Source organism: Burkholderia dolosa, assembly GCF_902499135.1.
GTDB classification, from domain to species: Bacteria; Pseudomonadota; Gammaproteobacteria; order Burkholderiales; family Burkholderiaceae; genus Burkholderia; species Burkholderia dolosa.
The window spans coordinates 48475-67792 of record NZ_CABVPR010000032.1; the positions used below are offsets into that span (position 1 = coordinate 48475).

Annotated in this window: 11 protein-coding genes; 8 read left to right on the plus strand and 3 right to left on the minus strand. The window is 63.5% G+C overall.

Annotated elements, in window-relative coordinates:
- Nucleotides 1–193 precede the first annotated feature (193 nt).
- From BUB20358_RS16040 to BUB20358_RS16050, 3 genes are all read left to right on the plus strand, one after another.
- A complete protein-coding gene (locus BUB20358_RS16040) occupies nucleotides 194–2794 on the plus strand; it encodes a penicillin-binding protein 1A (protein WP_081293665.1) in 2601 nt (866 codons plus the stop codon).
- A 284-nt stretch (nucleotides 2795–3078) separates the two neighbouring features.
- A complete protein-coding gene (locus BUB20358_RS16045; RefSeq protein WP_006765899.1) occupies nucleotides 3079–3408 on the plus strand; it encodes a DUF4148 domain-containing protein in 330 nt (109 codons plus the stop codon).
- A 228-nt stretch (nucleotides 3409–3636) separates the two neighbouring features.
- On the plus strand, nucleotides 3637–4047 hold the full coding sequence (locus BUB20358_RS16050) for a lysozyme inhibitor LprI family protein (protein ID WP_035974096.1): 411 nt from the start codon (nucleotides 3637–3639) through the stop codon (nucleotides 4045–4047).
- 60 nt (nucleotides 4048–4107) lie between these two features.
- On the opposite strand, the gene BUB20358_RS16055 is transcribed toward BUB20358_RS16050, so the two are convergent.
- Entirely contained in the window at nucleotides 4108–4755 is a 648-nt protein-coding gene (locus BUB20358_RS16055) for a response regulator (protein ID WP_035974098.1), read from the minus strand.
- Entirely contained in the window at nucleotides 4752–6863 is a 2112-nt protein-coding gene (locus BUB20358_RS16060; protein WP_035974100.1) for a PAS domain-containing sensor histidine kinase, read from the minus strand. Before BUB20358_RS16060 ends, BUB20358_RS16055 begins: the two co-directional genes overlap by 4 nt.
- Nucleotides 6864–7164: 301 nt before the next feature.
- Here BUB20358_RS16060 and BUB20358_RS16065 point away from each other — a divergent pair, with 301 nt between their 5' ends.
- From BUB20358_RS16065 to BUB20358_RS16075, 3 genes are all read left to right on the plus strand, one after another.
- Complete coding sequence (locus tag BUB20358_RS16065; protein WP_006765902.1) at nucleotides 7165–7635, plus strand: universal stress protein; 471 nt, start codon at nucleotides 7165–7167, stop codon at nucleotides 7633–7635.
- A gap of 359 nt (nucleotides 7636–7994) precedes the next feature.
- On the plus strand, nucleotides 7995–8501 hold the full coding sequence (locus tag BUB20358_RS16070) for a cupin domain-containing protein (protein WP_006765903.1): 507 nt from the start codon (nucleotides 7995–7997) through the stop codon (nucleotides 8499–8501).
- A gap of 183 nt (nucleotides 8502–8684) precedes the next feature.
- The gene (locus BUB20358_RS16075) at nucleotides 8685–9710 is read left to right on the plus strand and encodes a VTT domain-containing protein (RefSeq protein WP_035974104.1); all 1026 of its coding nucleotides are present in this window, start codon (nucleotides 8685–8687) and stop codon (nucleotides 9708–9710) included.
- Nucleotides 9711–10004: 294 nt separating this feature from the next.
- Here the strand turns inward: BUB20358_RS16075 and BUB20358_RS16080 are convergent, their stop codons facing one another.
- Complete coding sequence (locus BUB20358_RS16080; protein WP_128567369.1) at nucleotides 10005–10628, minus strand: hypothetical protein; 624 nt, start codon at nucleotides 10626–10628, stop codon at nucleotides 10005–10007.
- A 127-nt stretch (nucleotides 10629–10755) separates the two neighbouring features.
- Here BUB20358_RS16080 and BUB20358_RS16085 point away from each other — a divergent pair, with 127 nt between their 5' ends.
- Nucleotides 10756–10962 carry a helix-turn-helix domain-containing protein gene (locus BUB20358_RS16085; protein ID WP_223296984.1) on the plus strand — a complete coding sequence of 69 codons (207 nt, stop codon included), beginning with the start codon at nucleotides 10756–10758 and terminating at the stop codon, nucleotides 10960–10962.
- A gap of 590 nt (nucleotides 10963–11552) precedes the next feature.
- Nucleotides 11553–19318, plus strand: a 7766-nt coding sequence (locus BUB20358_RS16090) for a two-partner secretion domain-containing protein (RefSeq protein WP_174905087.1), incomplete at its 3' end; no start/stop codon positions are given.

Below are 19318 nucleotides of genomic sequence, written 5' to 3' on the forward strand. Positions count from 1 at the left end.
GTGCGGCGCCGTGTGGCGCGAATGCGCATTCGGTCATCGTGACCGTTTCAGCGCGCGGAGCGCAGTTTCGCGATGTCGCGCATGCCGTTCCGGCCCGGCGCGCGCGCTCCGGCATGGCGCGCACTGCGAACGCGCAAGCATCCGCGCGCGCCGCGGTCGGGCTCCGGCCGCCCGCCGGTGCGCGCGCCGACTTTTGGTACGATGCACGCTTTCCAGCAGAGCCCCCACCCGCGTGAATCGCCGAAACGTGTCGTCAGTGCGTGATTTCTGTGCCAAATGGATCGCGCGCGCCCAGCCCGTCGCGGCCGCCGCCGCCGTACCCGTCAAGCGTGTCCTGGCCGTCGCCTGGCGCCACGTGCGCTATCCGACGCGTCGCGGCGTACTGCTTGCCGTCGCCGCCGTCCCGGCGCTGTTCGCGTTGTACGCGCTCGCGCTCGTGCCGTTCACGCCCGGCATCGGCGACATCCGCAAGGCGCGCGTCGACCAGCCCGCGCAGGTGCTGTCCGCGGACGGCAAGCTGCTCGCCGAATTCAAGCCGTCGAACCGCGAATGGGTGCCGCTCAAGCAAATTTCGCCGCACATGGTCGACGCGCTGATCGCGACCGAGGACCACCGCTTCTACCAACATCACGGCCTCGACTGGAAGCGCACCGCGTCGGCCGCGCTGCACACGTTCTCGGGCGACCGCCAGGGCGGTTCGACGATCACGCAGCAGCTCGCGCGCAATCTGTATCCGGACGAGATCGGCCGCGCGCCGACGCTCACGCGCAAGCTGAAGGAGGCGATCACCGCGCTGAAGATCGAGGCCGTCTACAGCAAGGACGAGATTCTCGAGACCTATCTGAACACGGTGCCGTTCCTGTACAACGCGTACGGCGTCGAGATGGCCGCACGCACCTATTTCGACAAGTCGGCCGACGAACTCGACGTGCTCGACAGCGCGACGCTCGTCGGGATGCTGAAGGGCAACAGCTACTACAACCCGGTGCTGAACCCCGAGCGTGCGCTGCAGCGGCGCAACACGGTGCTCGCGCAGATGGTGAAGTACGGCAAGCTGTCGGCCGCGCAGTTCGCGCAGCTGCAGCGCCGGCCGTTGCGGATCGACTTCGAGCGGCAGAAGGAGCCGCCGGGGCCCGCGCCGCACTTTGCGCAGCAGCTGCGCAAATGGCTGATCGCGTGGGCCGACCGCAACGACTACAACATCTATTCGGACGGGCTGGTCGTGCGTACGACGATCGATTCGCGGCTGCAGCAGATGGCGACGCAGGCGCTGACGCTGCACGCGAATCAGCTGCAGGGCATCGCGAACGCCGCGTGGAGCGGCCGCGACGGCTGCGGCACCGACAACGAAGTGTTCCGCACGTTCATGCGCGAGTCGCCGGAGTACAAGGCCGCGCAGGCGGCCGGCAAGGACGACGCGGCCGCGATGAAGCAGCTCGCGGCCGACCATGGCTTCATGCGCGCGCTGTGCAAGACGAAGACGGACGTGCAGGCCGGCTTCGTCGCGATCGATCCGCGCGACGGACAGATCCGCGCGTGGGTCGGCAGCCGCGACTTCGCGCGCGAGCCGTTCGACCACGTCGCGCAAGCGCGCCGTCAGCCGGGCTCGACGTTCAAGCCGTTCGTCTACGGCGCCGCGTTCGCGAGCGGGATGAAGCCGGACGATACGTTCGTCGACCAGCCCGTCGAGATTCCGCTGAAGGGCGGCGAGATCTGGCGGCCGAACGACGACGTCCCGCCGAGCGGCAAGCCGATGACGCTGCGCGATGCGCTCGCGCTGTCGCGCAACCGGATTACCGCGCAGGTGATGGAGAAGGTCGGCCCGACGGCGGTCGCGCGGCTCGCGCGCGACATGGGCGTACGCGAAAGCCCGCTCGAGCGCGTGCCGTCGCTCGCGCTCGGCACGAGCCCGGTGACGTTGAAGGAGATGGTCGCGTCGTACGCGACGATCGCCAACGACGGGCTGTACATCGAACCGCAGATGGTCACGCGGATCGAGGATCGCCAGGGCGACGTGCTGGCCGAATTCGCGCCCGCGCCGCCCGAGCGCGCGCTCGACGCGGAAACCGACAAGGTGCTGCTCGACGTGATGCGCGACGTCGTGATCCGCGGCACCGGCAGCAGCATCCGCACGCGCTTCGGCGTGCGCGGCGACGTGGCGGGCAAGACGGGCACGACGCAGGACAACGCGGACGGCTGGTTCATCCTGATGCAGCCGAGCCTCGTCGCCGGCGCGTGGGTCGGCTTCGACGACGGCCGCGTGACGCTGCGCAGCGATTACTGGGGGCAGGGCGCCCACAGCGCGCTGCCGATCGTCGGCGATTTCTTCCAGCGTGCGCAGCGCGCGCGCATCGTCGATACGAAAGCGAAATTCGACACCGAGCCGTCGCCGGGCTGGTTCGCATCGGTGCGCGAGCGCGTGACCGACTTGTTCGGTGCGTGGGTCACGGCCGAACCGAACAAGGCGCCGGCGCCGGTCCGCGCGCAACGTGCGCCGCGGGCCGCGGACGCCGACGACGATGCGTCCGCCGCGAGCGCCGCATCGGCGCCGGAAGCCGCGTCCGACGGCATCGTCGAGGAATGGATTCCGGCGTCCGACGTGGCCGCATCGGCCGCCGCGCTGTCGGGTGCGTCGCAACCGCCGCTGCAATCGCCGCCGTCGCAGAGCGCGCCGCCGCCGGCGACGAACGGAAGCGGTACGACCGGCAGCGCACCGCCGGTCGTCGCGTCGCCGGCCGCACCGGCTGTGCCGTCGGCGCCTGCGTCGCCGGACGCCGCCAGCAGCGCCCAATGACCGGCGTGCCTGCCGGATTGCACGGCGCGGCTGCCGGCCGTGCATCGACGATCGGAGCCTAAGGCGCCGCGAAAGCACCGCCGGTCCGCACTGGCCGATTCTGCACGCCGACGCCGCCAATCGTCAGACTATTGGCGCCAATTCGCGCCGATTGTACGGCCTGCGTCAACAGTGAATTTGCGATTTAAGTATTTACCCTGATTGCCACCCCTCCTAGACTTTCACCCATGCGCAACGACATCCAGTCCGAAGCGCCCGACAAAACAACCCGGAGGTAACGCATCATGAAATCGCTGATCAACGCAGTTGCACTGGCCGCCCTGGTCGCCGCACCGGCCGTCTCGTTCGCCCAATCCAGCCAGCAGCCGGTGACGCGCGCGCAAGTACGCGCCGAACTGGTCCAGCTCGAACAGGCCGGCTACAACCCGAACGACTGGATGCACTACCCGGAAAACATCCAGGCCGCGCAGGCGAAGATCGCTGCCGCGCAAAACGCCGGCGCGACGGTCGACGCAACCGGCTACGGCGCGAACGCCGCAGCGGCATCGCAGTCGGGCCAGCGCGTCGTCGTGCCGGCCGCAGCCGATCGCTCGTCGGTCTACTTCGGTCACTGAGCCGGCAGCCGCGCGCGGCGGCCTTCGAGGCCGCCGGAGCGACCGCAGCGGAAAACCCGCACGCTCGCGCGTGCGGGTTTTTTGCATCCGGCGGCACGCGCTGTGCGCGCCGCTGACAATCGCGCGCGCGTACGCTAGCATCGCGGTCGGTGTCGCCGCGGCACCGGAGGGCGGCCAGTCCGGCACCGGATTTCCCCGACTTCGACGAACAACAAACAAGGAGTGTCCATGCGTGTCTTGACGGGTCTGCTGTGTTCGCTGGCGTTGACGCTGGCGGCCGATATCGCGCATGCGCAGGCAAACTGCACGAGCGCGACCGACCAGGCGACGCTGACGGCCTGCGCCGATCGCGCATACAAGAAAGCCGATGCGGAACTGAACCGCACTTACCAGGCCGTGACCGCGCGCCTGCGCGATGCGCGGCCGCTTGCCGACAAGCTCGTGAACGCGCAGCGCGCATGGATCGCATATCGCGACGCCGAATGCCATTTCTCGAGCGCGAATGCGGAGGGCGGCAGCGTGTATCCGATGGTGATGTCGACCTGTCTCGAAGATCTGACCAAGGCGCGCACCGAAACGCTGAAGGGCTATCTGTCGTGCGAGGAAGGCGATCTCGCATGTCCAGTGCCTGCCAGGTAAGCGCGTCGTCCCGCAACCGCAACGTACCGGCAACGTACCCGCGGCCGCCGCCGTCCGCGCCTACACGTCGTCCGTTTCGTCGAGCAGCTTGTGCCGCAGCGCGTAACGTACGAGCGCGGCCTCATGCGGCATCTGCATCTTTTCGAGAATACGCGTCTTGTAGGTGCTGACCGTCTTCGCGCTCACGCACAGCGCCTGCGCGATTTCGGTCAGTGTCTGCCCGGCGGCGATTCTTCTGAACACGTCGAACTCGCGGTCGGACAGCCGCTGATGCGGCAGCGTATCGGCCGGCTCGTTCAGGCTCTGCGCGAACTGCTCGGCCATCGCGAGACTCACGTAGACGCCGCCGGACGCGACCTTCGTGACCGCGTCGACCAGTTCGGCGCTCGCGCTTTCCTTCGTCAGATAACCGGACGCGCCCGCGCGAAACGCACGGACCGCGTACTGCCGTTCCGCATGCATCGTCAGCACGAGCACGCGCAGCGCCGGTTTCTCGTCCTTGATCTGCTTGATCAGCTCGACGCCGTTGCGGCCCGGCATCGACAGGTCGAGCACGAGCACCTGCGCGGGCGTCGCACGCACGAGCGCGATCGTCGACGGCCCGTCGCACGCTTCGCCGGCTACGTCGAATCCGGTGGCGTTCCGGAGGATGTGCCGCAGACCGTCGCGCACGAGCGTATGGTCGTCGGCGATGAGCACCTTGATCATGTGAGGGTGGGTTCCTGTTGAACGGCGCCGAGCGGAAGCGCGACGGCGATCGAGAAGCCGCGCGCGGGCGCGGTGTCGATCGTCACGGTGCCGCCCAGCATGTGCGCGCGTTCGCGAATGCCGATCAGCCCGAACGACTTGTCCTCGTGAGCCGGCCCGCCGGGCGCTGCGCCGCGGCCGTTGTCCGCGACGCGCAGTACGCACGATGCGTCGTCGACGTCGAGCCGCAGCTCGACGCGCGTCGCGTCCGCATGGCGCGCGACGTTCGTCAGCGCTTCCTGCACGATGCGGAACAGCGTGGTCGCGCCCGCGCTGCCGAACGCCAGGCCGCCGGTTTCGAGGCGGCGTTCGACGTCGATGCCGTAGCGGTTCGTGAAGTCGTTCGCGAGCCATTCGATCGCCGGCACGAGGCCGAGATCGTCGAGCATCACGGGCCGCAGGTCGGCGGCGATGCGCCGCACCGACGCGACCGTCGCATCGATCAGCCGGCGCATCCCGTGCAGATGCGACAGCACGTCGTCGTCGGGCTGCGCGCGGCCGCGCATGCGCAACTGCTGCTCGACGACCGACAGATCCATCTTCAGCGCGGTCAGCTGCTGGCCGAGATCGTCGTGCAGTTCGCGCGCGATGCGCGTCTTTTCCGCTTCGCGCACGTTCTGCAGATTCGCCGACAGTTCGCGCAACTCCTCGCGCGACTGCTTCAGCGCGTTTTCCGCGCGCTGCCGCTCGGTGATGTCGCGCAGCATCACCGTATAGAGCTTGCCGGACGCATCGCGGATCTGCGAGATCGACGCTTCGATCGGGAATTCCTCGCCGTTGCCGCGCAGCCCGAACAGCACGCGCTGGCGTCCCATCTGCCGTTCCGACACGCCGGTCACGCCGAACTGGTCGACGTGCTTCGCGTGCGCGGCGCGAAACCGCTCGGGAATGAAGCGCGACAGCGGCGCGCCGATCGCCTCCATCGCCGACACGCCGAACACCTGCTCGGCCATCGGATTGAAGATCACGATCGTCTGCTTCTCGTCGATCGTGATGATCGCCTCCATCGACGAACGGATGATGCCCATCATCCGCGCCTCGTTCAGGATGCCGCGGCTGCCGGCCGCGGGATCGGCGGCGCGGAGCCGGCCGCGCAGCACCGCATGGACGAGCGCCGCGAACGCGAACGACGCGACCAGCCCGGCGGCGAGCACCGTGCCCGCCGCGCGCTGCGCGCCGGTCGCGCTCGGCCGGCCGTCCGCGGAATACGCGAGCGTCAGCACGGTGCCGCCGAAATTCAGTTCGTCGGTGCGGCGCAGCAGGTCCGGCGACGCCGACGCTTCGTCGGTCGAGGTTTCCGCGCTGACGATCGCGCGCGCGTTGCCCGGCGTGCCGACGCGCAGATCGAGCCCGCGCTCCGCGTCGAGCGCGCGTTCGACGAGACGGCGCGCGCTCAGCACCGCGAACAGCACGCCGTCGGCTGCCGGTTCGCGCGGGCCGCGACCGGCCACCGCGGTGTGCGGCAAGCCGGTCGCGGGGACGAACAACGTGAGCGGACGCGCGTCGCGCGACGTATCGTCGTCGGCCGGAAGGACGCCGAGCGCGACGTCGCCGGTCTGCAGCGCACGTGCCAGCGGCGCCGCATCGGACGGACCGAAGCGCACGACCGGCGAATTCGATGCGGGCGCACTCAGCGTCGCGGTCGCGAGCGGCCCGGCCGGCATCGGCTCGTTGCCGGCCAGTGCGCTGCGTATCGCGGGCGACAACGGCGCATAGCCGATCAGCCGAACCGACGAACGGCCGCTGTCGAGGTCGAGCGTTTCCGCGTATCTGCGCCATCGATCGGACGTCATCTGCGGCACGACGGCGAACGCGCCGCGCGCGCTTTCGAGCATCGCTGCGCCGGCCTGCAATTCGTGGCGCAGCATCGCGGTCACGTGCGCGGTGCGGCGTTCGAAGCGCGTATGGAAAGCGGTCTGCCATTGTCCGCGCACGAGCAGCGCGACGCCGAGCGACAGCGCTGCGCCGGCGAACAGCGCGACGACGCCGGCAGCAAGCGGCTGGCGTAACATGATCTGCAGACCGGCGGGCCTGCGGGTGTGCCGCGTCGGGGTGCCACTGGTGGTCATCGGATGGCCATTCGGGGGTCGGGGGTCGCTCGCGGCATTCGTGCGCATGCCTGAAACCGGCAAAACGCACACCGGTTGCACGCGACGTCTGTTTTTTCGAGACGAAATTGTGCGCGTTTTAAGCGTTTTTTGTAATAGGGCCGGTTGCGAATGCGTGAACCGGCGCGCGATGGACGCGGCAATCGCGGTCAATGCCGATCGCGCGGGCGCGGGCCGATGCGCGACGGAACCTGTTGCAGCGTGCAGTCAAATACGAGCCGGCGCGGCGCCATGCCGCGCGTGCCCGTTCGGAGGGCGGATCATGTACCAGCGGATTTTCGTCGGGCTCGACGGCGGCCCGAGTGCGCGTGTCGCATTGAACGAGGCGATCCGGATCGCGGCGGCGTCCGGCGGCACGATCACGTGCGCGTATGTGGTCGAACGGCGGCCGCAGCTCGTCGATGTGGATGCAGGCTTCGCGGAAGCGCGGGACGACGACGCAGCCGCCATCGAAGCGGCGACGAGCGTGCTGGACGACGCGAAGGCGACGCTCGCACGACGCGGCGTGCCGGGCACGGTGCGCGCGCTCGACGCGTACGGCGACGACGTCGCGACCGTGCTGATGCGCACGGCGGCCGAACTGGACGCCGACCTGATCGTGCTCGGCACGAGCGGTCGCCACGGCTTGCGTCGGCTGCTGCTCGGCAGCGTCGCGGAGTCGCTGCTGCGGGCAGCCGATCGGCCGGTGCTGCTGGTCCGGCACGCCGAATCGGCCGCGTCGGCAGCGGCGTAGCGGCTTCGCGATTGGGCGGCGCCGGCTGCGCGCCGGCTGGGTCGATGGCGCGCTGCTTACGATGACGCGCCGCTCACGCCGATCGACGTGCGTAGCTCGACGTGCCGCATCTGTACGAGCCGCATGCGCGTGTCGCGCTGCGCGACGCGCGCCGCCCGCGCGTCGCGGGGCCGCGGGTTGCGTCCCGGCACGCAGTTCTGGCAGCATCGGCGGGTGCCTGCTTCTCCGATCGCCGCGTGCCGCGGTCGGCGCGCAACCGTCGCCGCCCGCATGAACGCGGCGGCGGCCGAAGGTTGACTTCGACGACATCGCGCCACTCGTCGCACGCACCCTCCGTTACTTCACCGACGTCATTGTCCATGCCGATCTCCGCCGCCGACCTGATTCGCCAGTTCGACCTGCAGCCGCATCCCGAAGGCGGCTATTTCCGCGAAACGTATCGCGCGACCGATTCGGTCGTGCGTCCGGCCGACGGCGCACCGCGCGCCGCGTCGACCGCGATCTACTATCTGCTGTGCGACGGCGCGTATTCGTCGTGGCACCGGATCCGTTCCGACGAAATCTGGCATTTCTATGCGGGCGACCCGCTCGAAGTGTGGGTGCTCGACGAGCGCGACGGTCTCACGATCCATCGGCTCGGCAATCCGCTCACGCATCCGGGCACCGTGTTCCAGGCCGTCGTGCCGGCCGGCCGCTGGTTCGGCGCGCGCTGCGCATCGGCCGAGCATGTCGCGCTCGTCGGCTGCACGGTCGCGCCGGGTTTCGAGTTCGCGGAATTCGAGCTCGCGGACGCCGCCGCGCTGGCCGGCGCCTTTCCGGAATACGCGGAACACGTCGCGGCGCTCGCGCAGCGTTCGGAACCGTGACGTTGCGGGCAGTCGAGCGCGCCGCGGCTGGCGGCGACAGCGGCACGTTGCGCGCGGCATCCGCCAAACCCGTTTAGAATGCGCGGGGTGCACGGTCGGCGTCCGACATGCCGCGGCGGCCGTGCGCAGCCGTATCGGCGGCCGGCCCGTCGCACGATCCGCATGTCTTCCAGGAGCGCCGCCGTGTGGCACTTTCCCGTTGCGATTCCGTCGTCGCTCGGCCCGTGGGCCGTGTTCGCGAGCGTGCTGATCACGCAGCTCGGCGTGCCGGTGCCCGCCGTGCCGATGCTGATTCTCGGCGGCACGATGGCGGCGATGGGGCAGGCGTCGTGGACGAGCATGTTCGCAGCGGCGATCGGCGCGACGATGCTGGCCGATTCGCTGTGGTTCTTCATGGGCCGCACGCGCGGCCGGCGGTTGCTGAATGCGCTCGTGCGCTTCTCGCTGTCGCTCGACACGACGCTGCGTTTCGCACGTAACGTGTTCGAAAGGTACGGCGCGCCGCTGCTCGTTTTGTCGAAGTTCCTGCCGGGGCTCGGCCTCGTGTCCGCGCCGCTGCTCGGCACGACGGCGATCGGCGTCGGCGTGTTCCTGTTGTGGGATCTGGCCGGCGCGTCGCTGTGGGCGGCGTTCTGGCTCGTCGGCGGCGCGGCGATCCACGATCAGATCGTCCAGTTCGTGCTGTGGGTGCGCGCAAGCGGCGGCACGATTCTCGACGCATTCCTCGCGATCTTCATCACGTTCCTGCTGTACCGCTGGGTGCGCCGCGTGCAGTTCCGCCGCTGGCTCGCGCAGGTGCGCATCTCGCCGCCGCAGCTCGTCGAGATGATGACGTCCGACGAGCCGCCGCTGATCTTCGACGCGCGGCCGCGCGCGATCCGCGAACGCGAGCCGTACCGGATCGCCGGCGCGGTGCCGCTCGATCTCGATTCCCCCGATCTGCTCGATCCGGAAGTGCTGAAGCGGCCGATCGTCGTCTATTGCGTGTGCCCGAACGAGGCGACCGCGAAGCGCATCGTCGCGCAGCTGCAGCGCAAGAAGATGATCCACAACATCAAGGCGCTGAAGGGCGGCCTCGACGCATGGGAAAAGCACGGCTATCCGGTCGAGCCGATTCCGGCGGATCTCGATGCGTCGCGCTATTTCGTGCGGGCCGCACATGACGCGCTTCCGGGCGAATATACGGTGCGCGCAACGTTGTCGAAGTGACGCTGTGAGGCCGTCTCTGACGGAAAGTGTCCAAAAAGTGTACCAAGCGGCGGACGACAAAAATGACAGTGTTCCAATTTCGTGACGGCGTATGGTCATCCATTGGAACAATGGTTCGAGGAAAAGCCGTTCAAAGAAGCCGCTTGTGCCGCTGCCCCCCGACTCCGCTTGCAGCAGCGCTGATGTCGGTCCTCAGCCTGTGTCGTTATTCAACAGGTGTGCCGCCCGGACGCGAAGGAAGCCAAAATGAACTCGACCGAAAAACACGTGCACACGAATCTTACTGTCGCAGCGTCAGGGACGTTCAAAAGCGAGGTTTTGCATGTTGCCCTTGCGAAGAATATGACGCTTTCTCAATTCGTCCGGGAGGCGACCACTTACCGGATTTTCGTCAATATCGAGTAAAAAGCACGCACGAACCATAAAGCTGCGCACAAGCCGGCGATCGCTGCGATAAAGGCTCAAATGCTGCTTCGTAACTGATTCGCCCGCCTCAATCTTGAATACGCGACAAATCTTGTACCGCTCGATTTCTGCATAGGTTAAGAATAATTCACCTTTCTCGTGGTGCTCGTAATCGTATTCTGATACCGCTCTCGCACCAATAATACCATCGGCAATTTTCTTGCGCTGTACATTGCGTTCATCTTTCAGTTCGTCCAAGTACAATGCATTGTCAATAATCAGAGGTTCGACGGTCGCACCTCTTTCTTCCAGATACCACAGTACCGCAAGTTGGCAAGATTCCATTTCTCGCTCGCGGAACTTGCGCAACTTCTTCGATATTTCTTTGTGAAGTGCTACGCCTTCTGGATCATCCGTATCGCGGTAGCTATACGTTATCGTATCTGGTTGGCGTTTCCCCTGAACATCCAGCGACAGGAGCAATCGGACGGCGAATCGCGCACGTGCGTCCATCTGTGATATGGATGTCGGGGTCAGGGCATAACGACTGTAGAAACCGCACACCGTTCCAAAATCCTTCAACTCGGCCGATACCGCCGACGAGATAGCCGATTGATCACGATATCGTAGTCTGCGAAGAATTCGGAGGTCTGCGGAGATTTCTCAGGAGCGGCTGGCCGAACTCGCTGGATTTCATCGAACGTATGTGGGCAACGTGGAGCGTGGCATCGCCAATTTATCGCTTGATGATCTTGAAGCACTTGCATCGGTGCTAAAGGTAGACCCGGCGCAACTTCTTGACGACGAAGGTGCCGTACCTGATGAGGGCAACGGCATTGATCCATAACGCGGCAGAAAATGTTGCGTAGCCGCAACGGTACGCAAAATTCTTTTATACAGCGACCAGTGTTTTAGTTCGGGCGCTCAAGAATATGTATTTTCTTGGCCGGATTTATATATTTTCAACAGTCGAATTTCGACATTGTTGCCGACTATCTCGAAATGAGCGCTGCCCGCCAGACCATAGGCGTCAGACCATGGTTGCCCGCTGTACTCACCATCGGCATCGCGTCTAAGATTGCGTCGCACCCATCTTAATAAAATCACATCTTGTTTTTAATTAATACTTTTAAAAAATGTTGATTATTGAATATTTTTAAAATATCGAGTGCCAGGGCAGAGGAAATCGATGTTCCTCGCGCTTCGCATTGATCATTTCTGACAGTGTGCGGTTGTCGCTTCTGCTAGAAGCGCGCAGTGGATAAGAGGGGACCAATTGCGAGCGCTGGCTCGCAATCGCGACATGCATGAGAGGCATTGTTGCTCTGACTATCCGTCGCAAGCTCGTTCAAGACCAGACGGCGAATTGTGTTTGGTCCTGTCGACGCTGAATTCAAACAAGATTGCAAGCAGGGGCGCAGTGCGCGTCAACGAAGAATGAACAAGAAATGCTATCGGGTTGTGTTCAACCGCGCGCGCGGCGCGCTGATGGTCGTTCAGGAAAACGGTACTTCGCCGCGTTCTGCCGGAATTGCGAAAGGAACGACCGCATCGGCCGAAGCGTCGGGCTTGCACGTTGTGTTGCATCCGTTCGCGATCGCCGCTGCATTGCTGTTCGGTGTGCCGTTGTTCAGCTTCGCGCAAATCGCTCCGACTCCGGGCACGAGCACCCATGTGATCCAGACGCAGAATGGCATCCCGCAGGTGAATATTGCGGCACCGTCTGGCGCTGGCGTGTCCGTGAATACATACAACCAGTTCGACGTACAAAGGCCCGGCGCAATTCTCAATAATTCGCCTACGCTGGTGAACACACAGCAGGCTGGCTACATTAACGGCAACCCGAACTTCGCCCCGAACCAGTCGGCGCGAATTATCGTCAACCAAGTCAACAGTAATGCGCCGTCTCAACTTCGCGGTTATGTTGAGGTCGGAGGAAATCGCGCCGAAGTAATCCTGTCGAATAGCGCCGGTATTCAAGTGGACGGTGGTGGGTTTATTAATACGTCACGCGCCACACTGACAACCGGCACACCGTATTACGGCGCTGATGGGTCACTTGCCGGATTCAATGTATCACGCGGCCTGATTTCGGTAAATGGCGCTGGTCTTAATGCATCGAATGTCGATCAGGTCGATCTGATTGCCCGCGCCGTACAGGCGAACGCAGCTATTTATGCAAAGAATCTGAACGTGATCGCAGGCGCGAATCAGGTCAATCACGATACGTTGGCGGCAACGCCGATTGCCGGTGACGGTGCCGCACCGGCAGTCGCAATCGATGTAAGCCAGTTGGGCGGCATGTTCGCCAATCGCATTTATCTCGTTGGCACCGAAAATGGTGTCGGGGTCGCAAACGCCGGAACGATCACTGCACAAGCGGGCGACCTGACACTGCAATCCAACGGTCAGCTTGTACTCACGGGCAAGACGACTGCGAGTGGCAATCTTACCGCAACCGCGAACAGCATTCAAAATACCGGCACGACGTATGCCCAACAGAGCGCAAACGTTTCAGCAACCGGCGCAATATCGAACGGCGGCACACTGGCCGCGCAGCAAAATACGACGGTCACCGCAGGCAGCATCAATTCGACCGGGACGCTCGGCGCAGGTGTGAATAACGACGGTTCAGTCGGAGAAAGCGGCGATCTGAATCTGTCGAGCAGCGGCCAAGTGACGGCGACGGGGCAGAACGTCGCAGGTGGTAACGCGTCGATTTCAGGCAGTGCGGTCAATCTCGCAGGCAGCAAGACGGCTGCGAACGGCAACCTCTCGCTGAACGCGAATGCCGGCGACCTGAACCTTTCGAATGCGACAACGAGTGCGCAGGGCGCACTCAATGCGAACGCAGCGGGTGCGTTGATCAACGATCACGGCACGCTGTCGAGCCAAGGCAACGCAACGTTGACCGCAGGCAGCATTTCGAACCAAGGTGGCAAGGTATCGGCGCAAGGTCCGCTGAACGTGCAGTCGAACGGCGCAATCGCGAATCAGGGCGGCACGCTGGTTTCCGAAAATGCGATGCAGGTGCGCGGCGGTGCGATCGCGAACAACCAAGGCACGATCCAGAGCGCGGCCGGAATGAATATTTCGGGAAGCTCGTTGGACAATTCGGCCGGTCGCGTTACATCGTTGAACGGTGATGGTCTGTCGATCACGACGACCGGGCAATTGGTCAATGCGACAGGGACGACAGCTGCAGGTGCGCAGGGCGGTGTGATCGGTGGTAACGGCGGCGTCAATGTGCAAGCCGGAACCGTTGCTAACCACGGTGCGATTACCGCGCAGACGGACCTGCAAGTTGGTGCGCAGTCTGTCGATAACGGCAGCGGTGCGATGTCCGCCGGTCGCAATGCGACGATCAACGCCGGTGCGCAGTTGACGAACGGGTCGGGTAGCATCGCGGCCGGACAATCGGCAGCGGTGAGTGCAGCAACGCTGAGCAATGATGCGGGTTCGGTGCAGGCAGCGCAGTTGTCTCTTGCTGCGACGAACTTATCGAACCACGGCGGCTCGATTACACAAACCGGGACCGGCGCAATGAATATCGCCGTCTCGAACACGCTCGATAATTCGAGCAACGGCGTTATTCGGACCAACAGTACGGACCTGAACCTGACGCCCGCGACGCTGATCAACGACCACGGGAAAATTACTCACGCAGGCAGCGGTACGTTGTCGATCACAACCGGTGCGATGTCGAATCACGGCGGTACGATCGCGACAAATGGCGCGTTGGGCCTGAAGGCGGCTGCTGTTTCGAATAGCGCCGGAACGCTGGCCGCGCAGCGACAGGCGGCGCTCGACGTGCAATCGCTCGATAACCATGCGGGCGGCTACGTCGGTGCGGACAGTATTACGCTGAAGGCTCAGGGCGCTGTCGATAACCGTGCGGGCACGCTCGAAGCGAACAACGGCGTTTCAGTAACGGCCGACAGTCTCGCGAATGATGGTGGTTCGCTTAAAAACGTGGGCACGAGCGCGCTGTCGGTCACGACGACAAACGCGCTGACGAATACAGCGGGCGGCGCCATTGGCGGCAACGGTGATGTATCGGTGTCGGCAGGCAGCGTCGATAATTCGAACGGATCGCTGTTGGCGGCGCAATCGCTGTCCGTGCAGTCGAACGGTCAAATTGCGAATGCCGCTGGTCTTGTTCAGTCGAACGGCAATCTGTCGCTTCGCGCGCAAGGTGCTGTGGTCAATAGCGCGGGTCAAATTGAAGCGAACGGCGCAACGTCTACGCTCGCCGTCTCGGGTTCCAGTGTCGATAATAGCAACGGACGTATCGCGAATATCGGCAGCGGTGTGACGACAATCGACGGCGGCGTGTCGATCACGAACACCAACGCGTCCGGCAAGGCCGGTGCGGGTACGATTGGCGGAAACGGCGATGTGACGCTGACTGCGCAAACGCTCACGAATGCGCAAGGCGGTCAGACGCTTTCTGGGCATGACCTGACGCTGAACGTAGGCAACAACGCGAACAATGCGGGTGGTGTGCTGTCGGCGGCAAATAATCTGACGTTGAACGGTGCGAATGCAGCCCTTTCGAATCAGGGCGGCTCCGTTCGTGCGAACGGCGCGCTTTCGTTACAAACGGCGTCCATCGACAACACGTCGGGCAAAATTGGTAATGACGCAGGCAGCGGCGGCAGCGTATCGATTCAGACGAGCACCCTTGCGAACCAGAATGGCGCGATCGGTAGCGATCAGGACCTGACGCTGAGCACCGGCACGCTGTCCGGCGGCGGTTCGATTATCGCCGGTCGCAACGGTGCCGTTACGCTCGGTAGCGACTACACGCAGACCACGGCGAATAAACTGCACGCGAACGGCGACCTCACATTTTCCACGTCAGGCAAGCTGACGAACCAAGGCGTGCTGGATGCCAACGGCGCGCTGACGGTGAATGCGGCGAACGTCGACAACCAGAGCGGCGCGGATTTGAATTCCGCGAACACGACGGTCAACGCGAACGGCGGCACGATCGATAATGCGGGCCGCATCGAGGGCAATTCGGTCACGACCACCAGTGCGACGCTGAACAATACGGGCACCGTGATCGGTGCCAACGTCACGGCGAATGCCAATACGATCGCGAATACCGGAGCCGCCGCCGTATTCGCTGCCGCAAATCGGTTGAATCTGTACGCGACGAATCAGTTGTCGAACACGGGTGGAGCAAATCTGTTCAGCGTCGGCGATATCAATATCGCGGCGAACGGTCAGCGTGATGCAAATGGCTTCCTCGCGAACCGCACGCAAGACGTGCTCAACGATCAGTCCACGATCGAAGCGCAGGGCAACATTGAACTGGCTGCCGGCACGTTCACCAATACGCGCCCCGCACCGACGGTCACGACGGAAACGACGAGCACGACCACCAAGCACGAAACAAAGCGAGACAAATACATTTCCTGCGCGACGACGAACGCCGATTCGCACTCGTCATGTACGCAGGCCGTTTGGGACTACGGTTACAAAACCGCCCGTAACGATACCTTCAGCAGTTCACAGATCGTATCGGAAACGACGGGCTCGAACGCTACCGATCGCGTGCTGGTACTCGATGTCAATGGCCAGCAAAAGACGATCTACTACAACTCGCTGACGGATAACGGCAACGGAACGGTCACTGTCAATTACTGGGACGCATACGATCCGCACATCAATTACGTACCGGATACCGAATATGCGACGCGTAGCGATGCTCATAACGGGTATCAGCGTGTCGAAATTTGGCGCGATACGACGTCGACAATCCAGCAGGACAAGGTGACGAGTCCGGCGCAGCAAGCGCAGCTTGTGGCCGGCGGCAGTATCACGATGGCGAACGTCGGCACGGTCAAGAACAACTACAGCGCTATCGCGGCCGGCAAGTCGATTCAGATCGGCAACACGCAGCAAAACGGCTCCGTCGGTAGCGGAAGCTACGGCGGCACGACGGTCAATAACACTGGTCGGACACTGTACCAGTATCAGACCGACAACATCGTGTCGATGTATGCGTGGAACGAAGATCCGACGCGCGATCGTGGCACGGTAGCGGAGCCGCCGGTCGTGTATGCGCCGGTCGCGATCGGCGGCACTGGCGGCACGATCATCGCGAACCAATCGGTGTCGATCAATGCGCAGAACATCAATAACCAGAACGTCGCTGCGCAAAATTCCTCGACCGGTGCCACGGGCGGTACGCTCGGCAACAATGCGGCCAATCAGGGGATATCGGGCAGCAATCCGTCCAAGGTCGGCGCGGCGAGCGGAACGACGAATGTCCCTGCACTGCAATCGGTCGCGAGCGCAACGGGTGCTTTGTCGATCACGTTGCCGACAAGCGGGATGTACTCGATTCATCCCGCGCCTGGCCAGCCGTATCTGATCGTCACCGATCCGCGCCTGACGAGCTATACGAACTTCATTTCGAGCGACTACATGCTCGGCCAATTGAACCTGGACCCGGCGAGCATCGAAAAGCGCTTGGGTGACGGGATGTATGAGCAGCAGATGGTGCGTAACCAGATTACGCAGTTGACCGGTCGCACCTTTCTGCCGGGTTACGCGAGCGCCGAGGACGAATATCGGTCGCTGATGACGAACGGTGCAAACTACGCGAAATCATTCGGCTTGGTGCCCGGCATGGCGCTGACGGCCGCGCAAATGGACGCGCTGACGAGCGACATTGTATGGCTGGTTGACCAGACCGTGACCTTGCCCGATGGCAGCACGACGCATGTGCTGGCCCCTGTTGTCTATATGGCGCAAACGCATGCGAACGATCTGCAACCGACTGGTGCACTCATCGCAGCGGACGACGTTGAAATTCATGCGACGGGTAGTGCAACGAATTCCGGCGTGATCAAGGGCGGCACGAAAACCGTGCTGACGGCGACGGATATTTTGAATCGTGGCGGTACGATCTCGAGCAGCGGCAAGAACGGCACGACGGCCGTGTCGGCGAGCAACGATGTGGTCAACGCGTCGGGTCAAATTACCGGCAATCGGGTTGCCGTTCTGGCGGGCCGCGATATCGTCAACACGACGCTGGTTGATGCCGTGGGCGCAACTGACGCATCCGGTGCGAGCAAGGTCAGCACGAGTCTGATCGGCCAGCAAGGCACGATCGCGGCAACGGGCGACCTGTCGGTTCAGGCCGCGCGCGATCTGAGCATTCACGGCGCGAATTTGTCGGCGGGCGGTGACGCATTGGTGGCGGCAGGTCGGGATATCAACGTCGATACGGTCCAGTCCACGACGAACCAATCGATGTATCTGAACGATCAGCATCATTGGCAAGAATCCACGACGAAGAACGTGACGAGCGGCATCACCGCAGGCGGCAGCTTGGGGATGCAAAGCGGCAACGACATGACGCTGAAGGGCGCGACCGTATCAGCCGGAAAAGACCTGTCTGCGCTTGCAGGCGGGAATTTGACGGCAACGACGGTCACGGATACCGCGAAGCTCGATAACGTGGCGGCGGACAGCAAGACGCGTAAGGAAGTTGATCACAACTACGACGAGCACGCTGTTGGCACGCAATTCACGGCAGGCGGCAATGCGACCCTCGCGGCAGCAAGTACCGATGCGTCGAAGGGCAACGTCACGCTCACAGGTTCATCGCTCACGGCAGGTATGACGAACGGCGTCGAAAACGGTACGGGAGCGGCAAACATTGGTGCGACGGGCAACGTCTCGATCAACGAGGCTCGCGAGGAACACGACAAGTACCAGTCGGTGCAAGTCCAACACGGCAGCTTCGTCAGCAGCACGAAAACCGATTCGATGCAGAACACGCAGGCGAATGTCGGCGTCGGCAGCACGGTATCTGGTAATACGGTCAACATTCAGTCGGGCCACGATTTGACTGTTCAGGGCAGCACGATCGTGGGCACGAACGATGTCAGCCTTGGGGCAGCAAACAACGTCAATATCACCACGTCCAAGGATACGGTCACGCAGGACAGCTACTATCACGAAACGCATTCGGGGATTGGTACCAGCGGCTTGAGCGTGAGTATTGGCACGCAGAAAAAGACTGACACGGATCATGCTTCGTCCGTCACGAACAACGCGAGCACGATTGGATCGCTTAACGGCAACCTGACCGTCAAGGCTGGCGATACGCTGCACGTGACGGGTAGCGACTTGATCGCCGGGAAGAATTTGACCGGCATAGCGTCGAATGTTGTGATCGATTCGGCAACCGATACCAGCAACAAGGCCCATAGCGAGACGACCAGTAGCAGTGGCGTCACGCTCGGCTTGTCGGGCAGCATCGGCGATGCGATCAACGGTGCGTATCAACAGGCGCAGGCGGCAAAGAGCGGTGCCGGTGACAGTCGTGCGACAGCCCTGCACGCGATTGCAGCGGCAGGTAATGCAGCGATGGGTGTAGCCGGTCTGACGGGCGGTGCGCTTGCGGGCGGCGGCACGCCGAGCATCGGCGTTCAAGTCAGCGTTGGATCGAGTCATAGCCGACTCGATACGTCGGAAAGCCAAACGACGCAACGCGGATCGAGCGTCAGCGCTGGCGGTACCACATCGCTGATTGCGACGGGTAACGGCACACCGGGTAGCGGTAATATCACGGTGGCCGGTTCGAACGTGTCTGGCAACGATGTGCTGCTGGCCGCGAAGAACCAGATCGACCTGCAAAACACGACGAACACCGATTCAACGCGCAGCTCGAATTCGTCGTCAAGCGCCAGCGTCGGCGTGTCGATTGGCACGAACGGTATCGGTGTGTCGGCCGCCATGTCGCGCGCACACGGCGACGGCAACAGTGATGCCGCAATGCAGAACAATTCGCACGTGACCGGTGCGAATAGCGTGACACTCGTGAGCGGTGGCGATACGAATGTGATCGGCTCGACTGTATCCGGTCGCACTGTTACGGCGGACGTGGGCGGCAATCTGAACATGCGCAGCGTGCAGGATACGACCGTCAGCAGCGCACATCAAAGCAGCGCGGGCGGTGGCATCAGCGTTAGCACGATGGGCGGTAGTGCCAGCTTCAGTTCGTCGCACGGGAATGCGAACGGTAATTATGCGGGTGTGAGCGAGCAGGCCGGCATTCAGGCGGGCGATGGTGGTTTCAATGTGAACGTCAAGGGCAATACGGACCTGACGGGCGCGGTGATTGCCAGCACAGCCGATCCGTCGAAAAACTCATTGACGACCGGGACGCTGACCTATCG

What these genes read in the sequence shown, in the direction of transcription:
- BUB20358_RS16045 (WP_006765899.1), top strand. Translation starts at nt 3,079, where the DNA reads ATGAAATCGCTGATCAACGCAGTTGCACTGGCCGCCCTGGTCGCCGCA.
- BUB20358_RS16080 (WP_128567369.1), bottom strand. Translation starts at nt 10,628, where the DNA reads ATGGACGCACGTGCGCGATTCGCCGTCCGATTGCTCCTGTCGCTGGAT.
- BUB20358_RS16050 (WP_035974096.1), top strand. Translation starts at nt 3,637, where the DNA reads ATGCGTGTCTTGACGGGTCTGCTGTGTTCGCTGGCGTTGACGCTGGCG.
- BUB20358_RS16055 (WP_035974098.1), bottom strand. Translation starts at nt 4,755, where the DNA reads ATGATCAAGGTGCTCATCGCCGACGACCATACGCTCGTGCGCGACGGT.
- BUB20358_RS16060 (WP_035974100.1), bottom strand. Translation starts at nt 6,863, where the DNA reads ATGACCACCAGTGGCACCCCGACGCGGCACACCCGCAGGCCCGCCGGT.
- BUB20358_RS16065 (WP_006765902.1), top strand. Translation starts at nt 7,165, where the DNA reads ATGTACCAGCGGATTTTCGTCGGGCTCGACGGCGGCCCGAGTGCGCGT.
- BUB20358_RS16070 (WP_006765903.1), top strand. Translation starts at nt 7,995, where the DNA reads ATGCCGATCTCCGCCGCCGACCTGATTCGCCAGTTCGACCTGCAGCCG.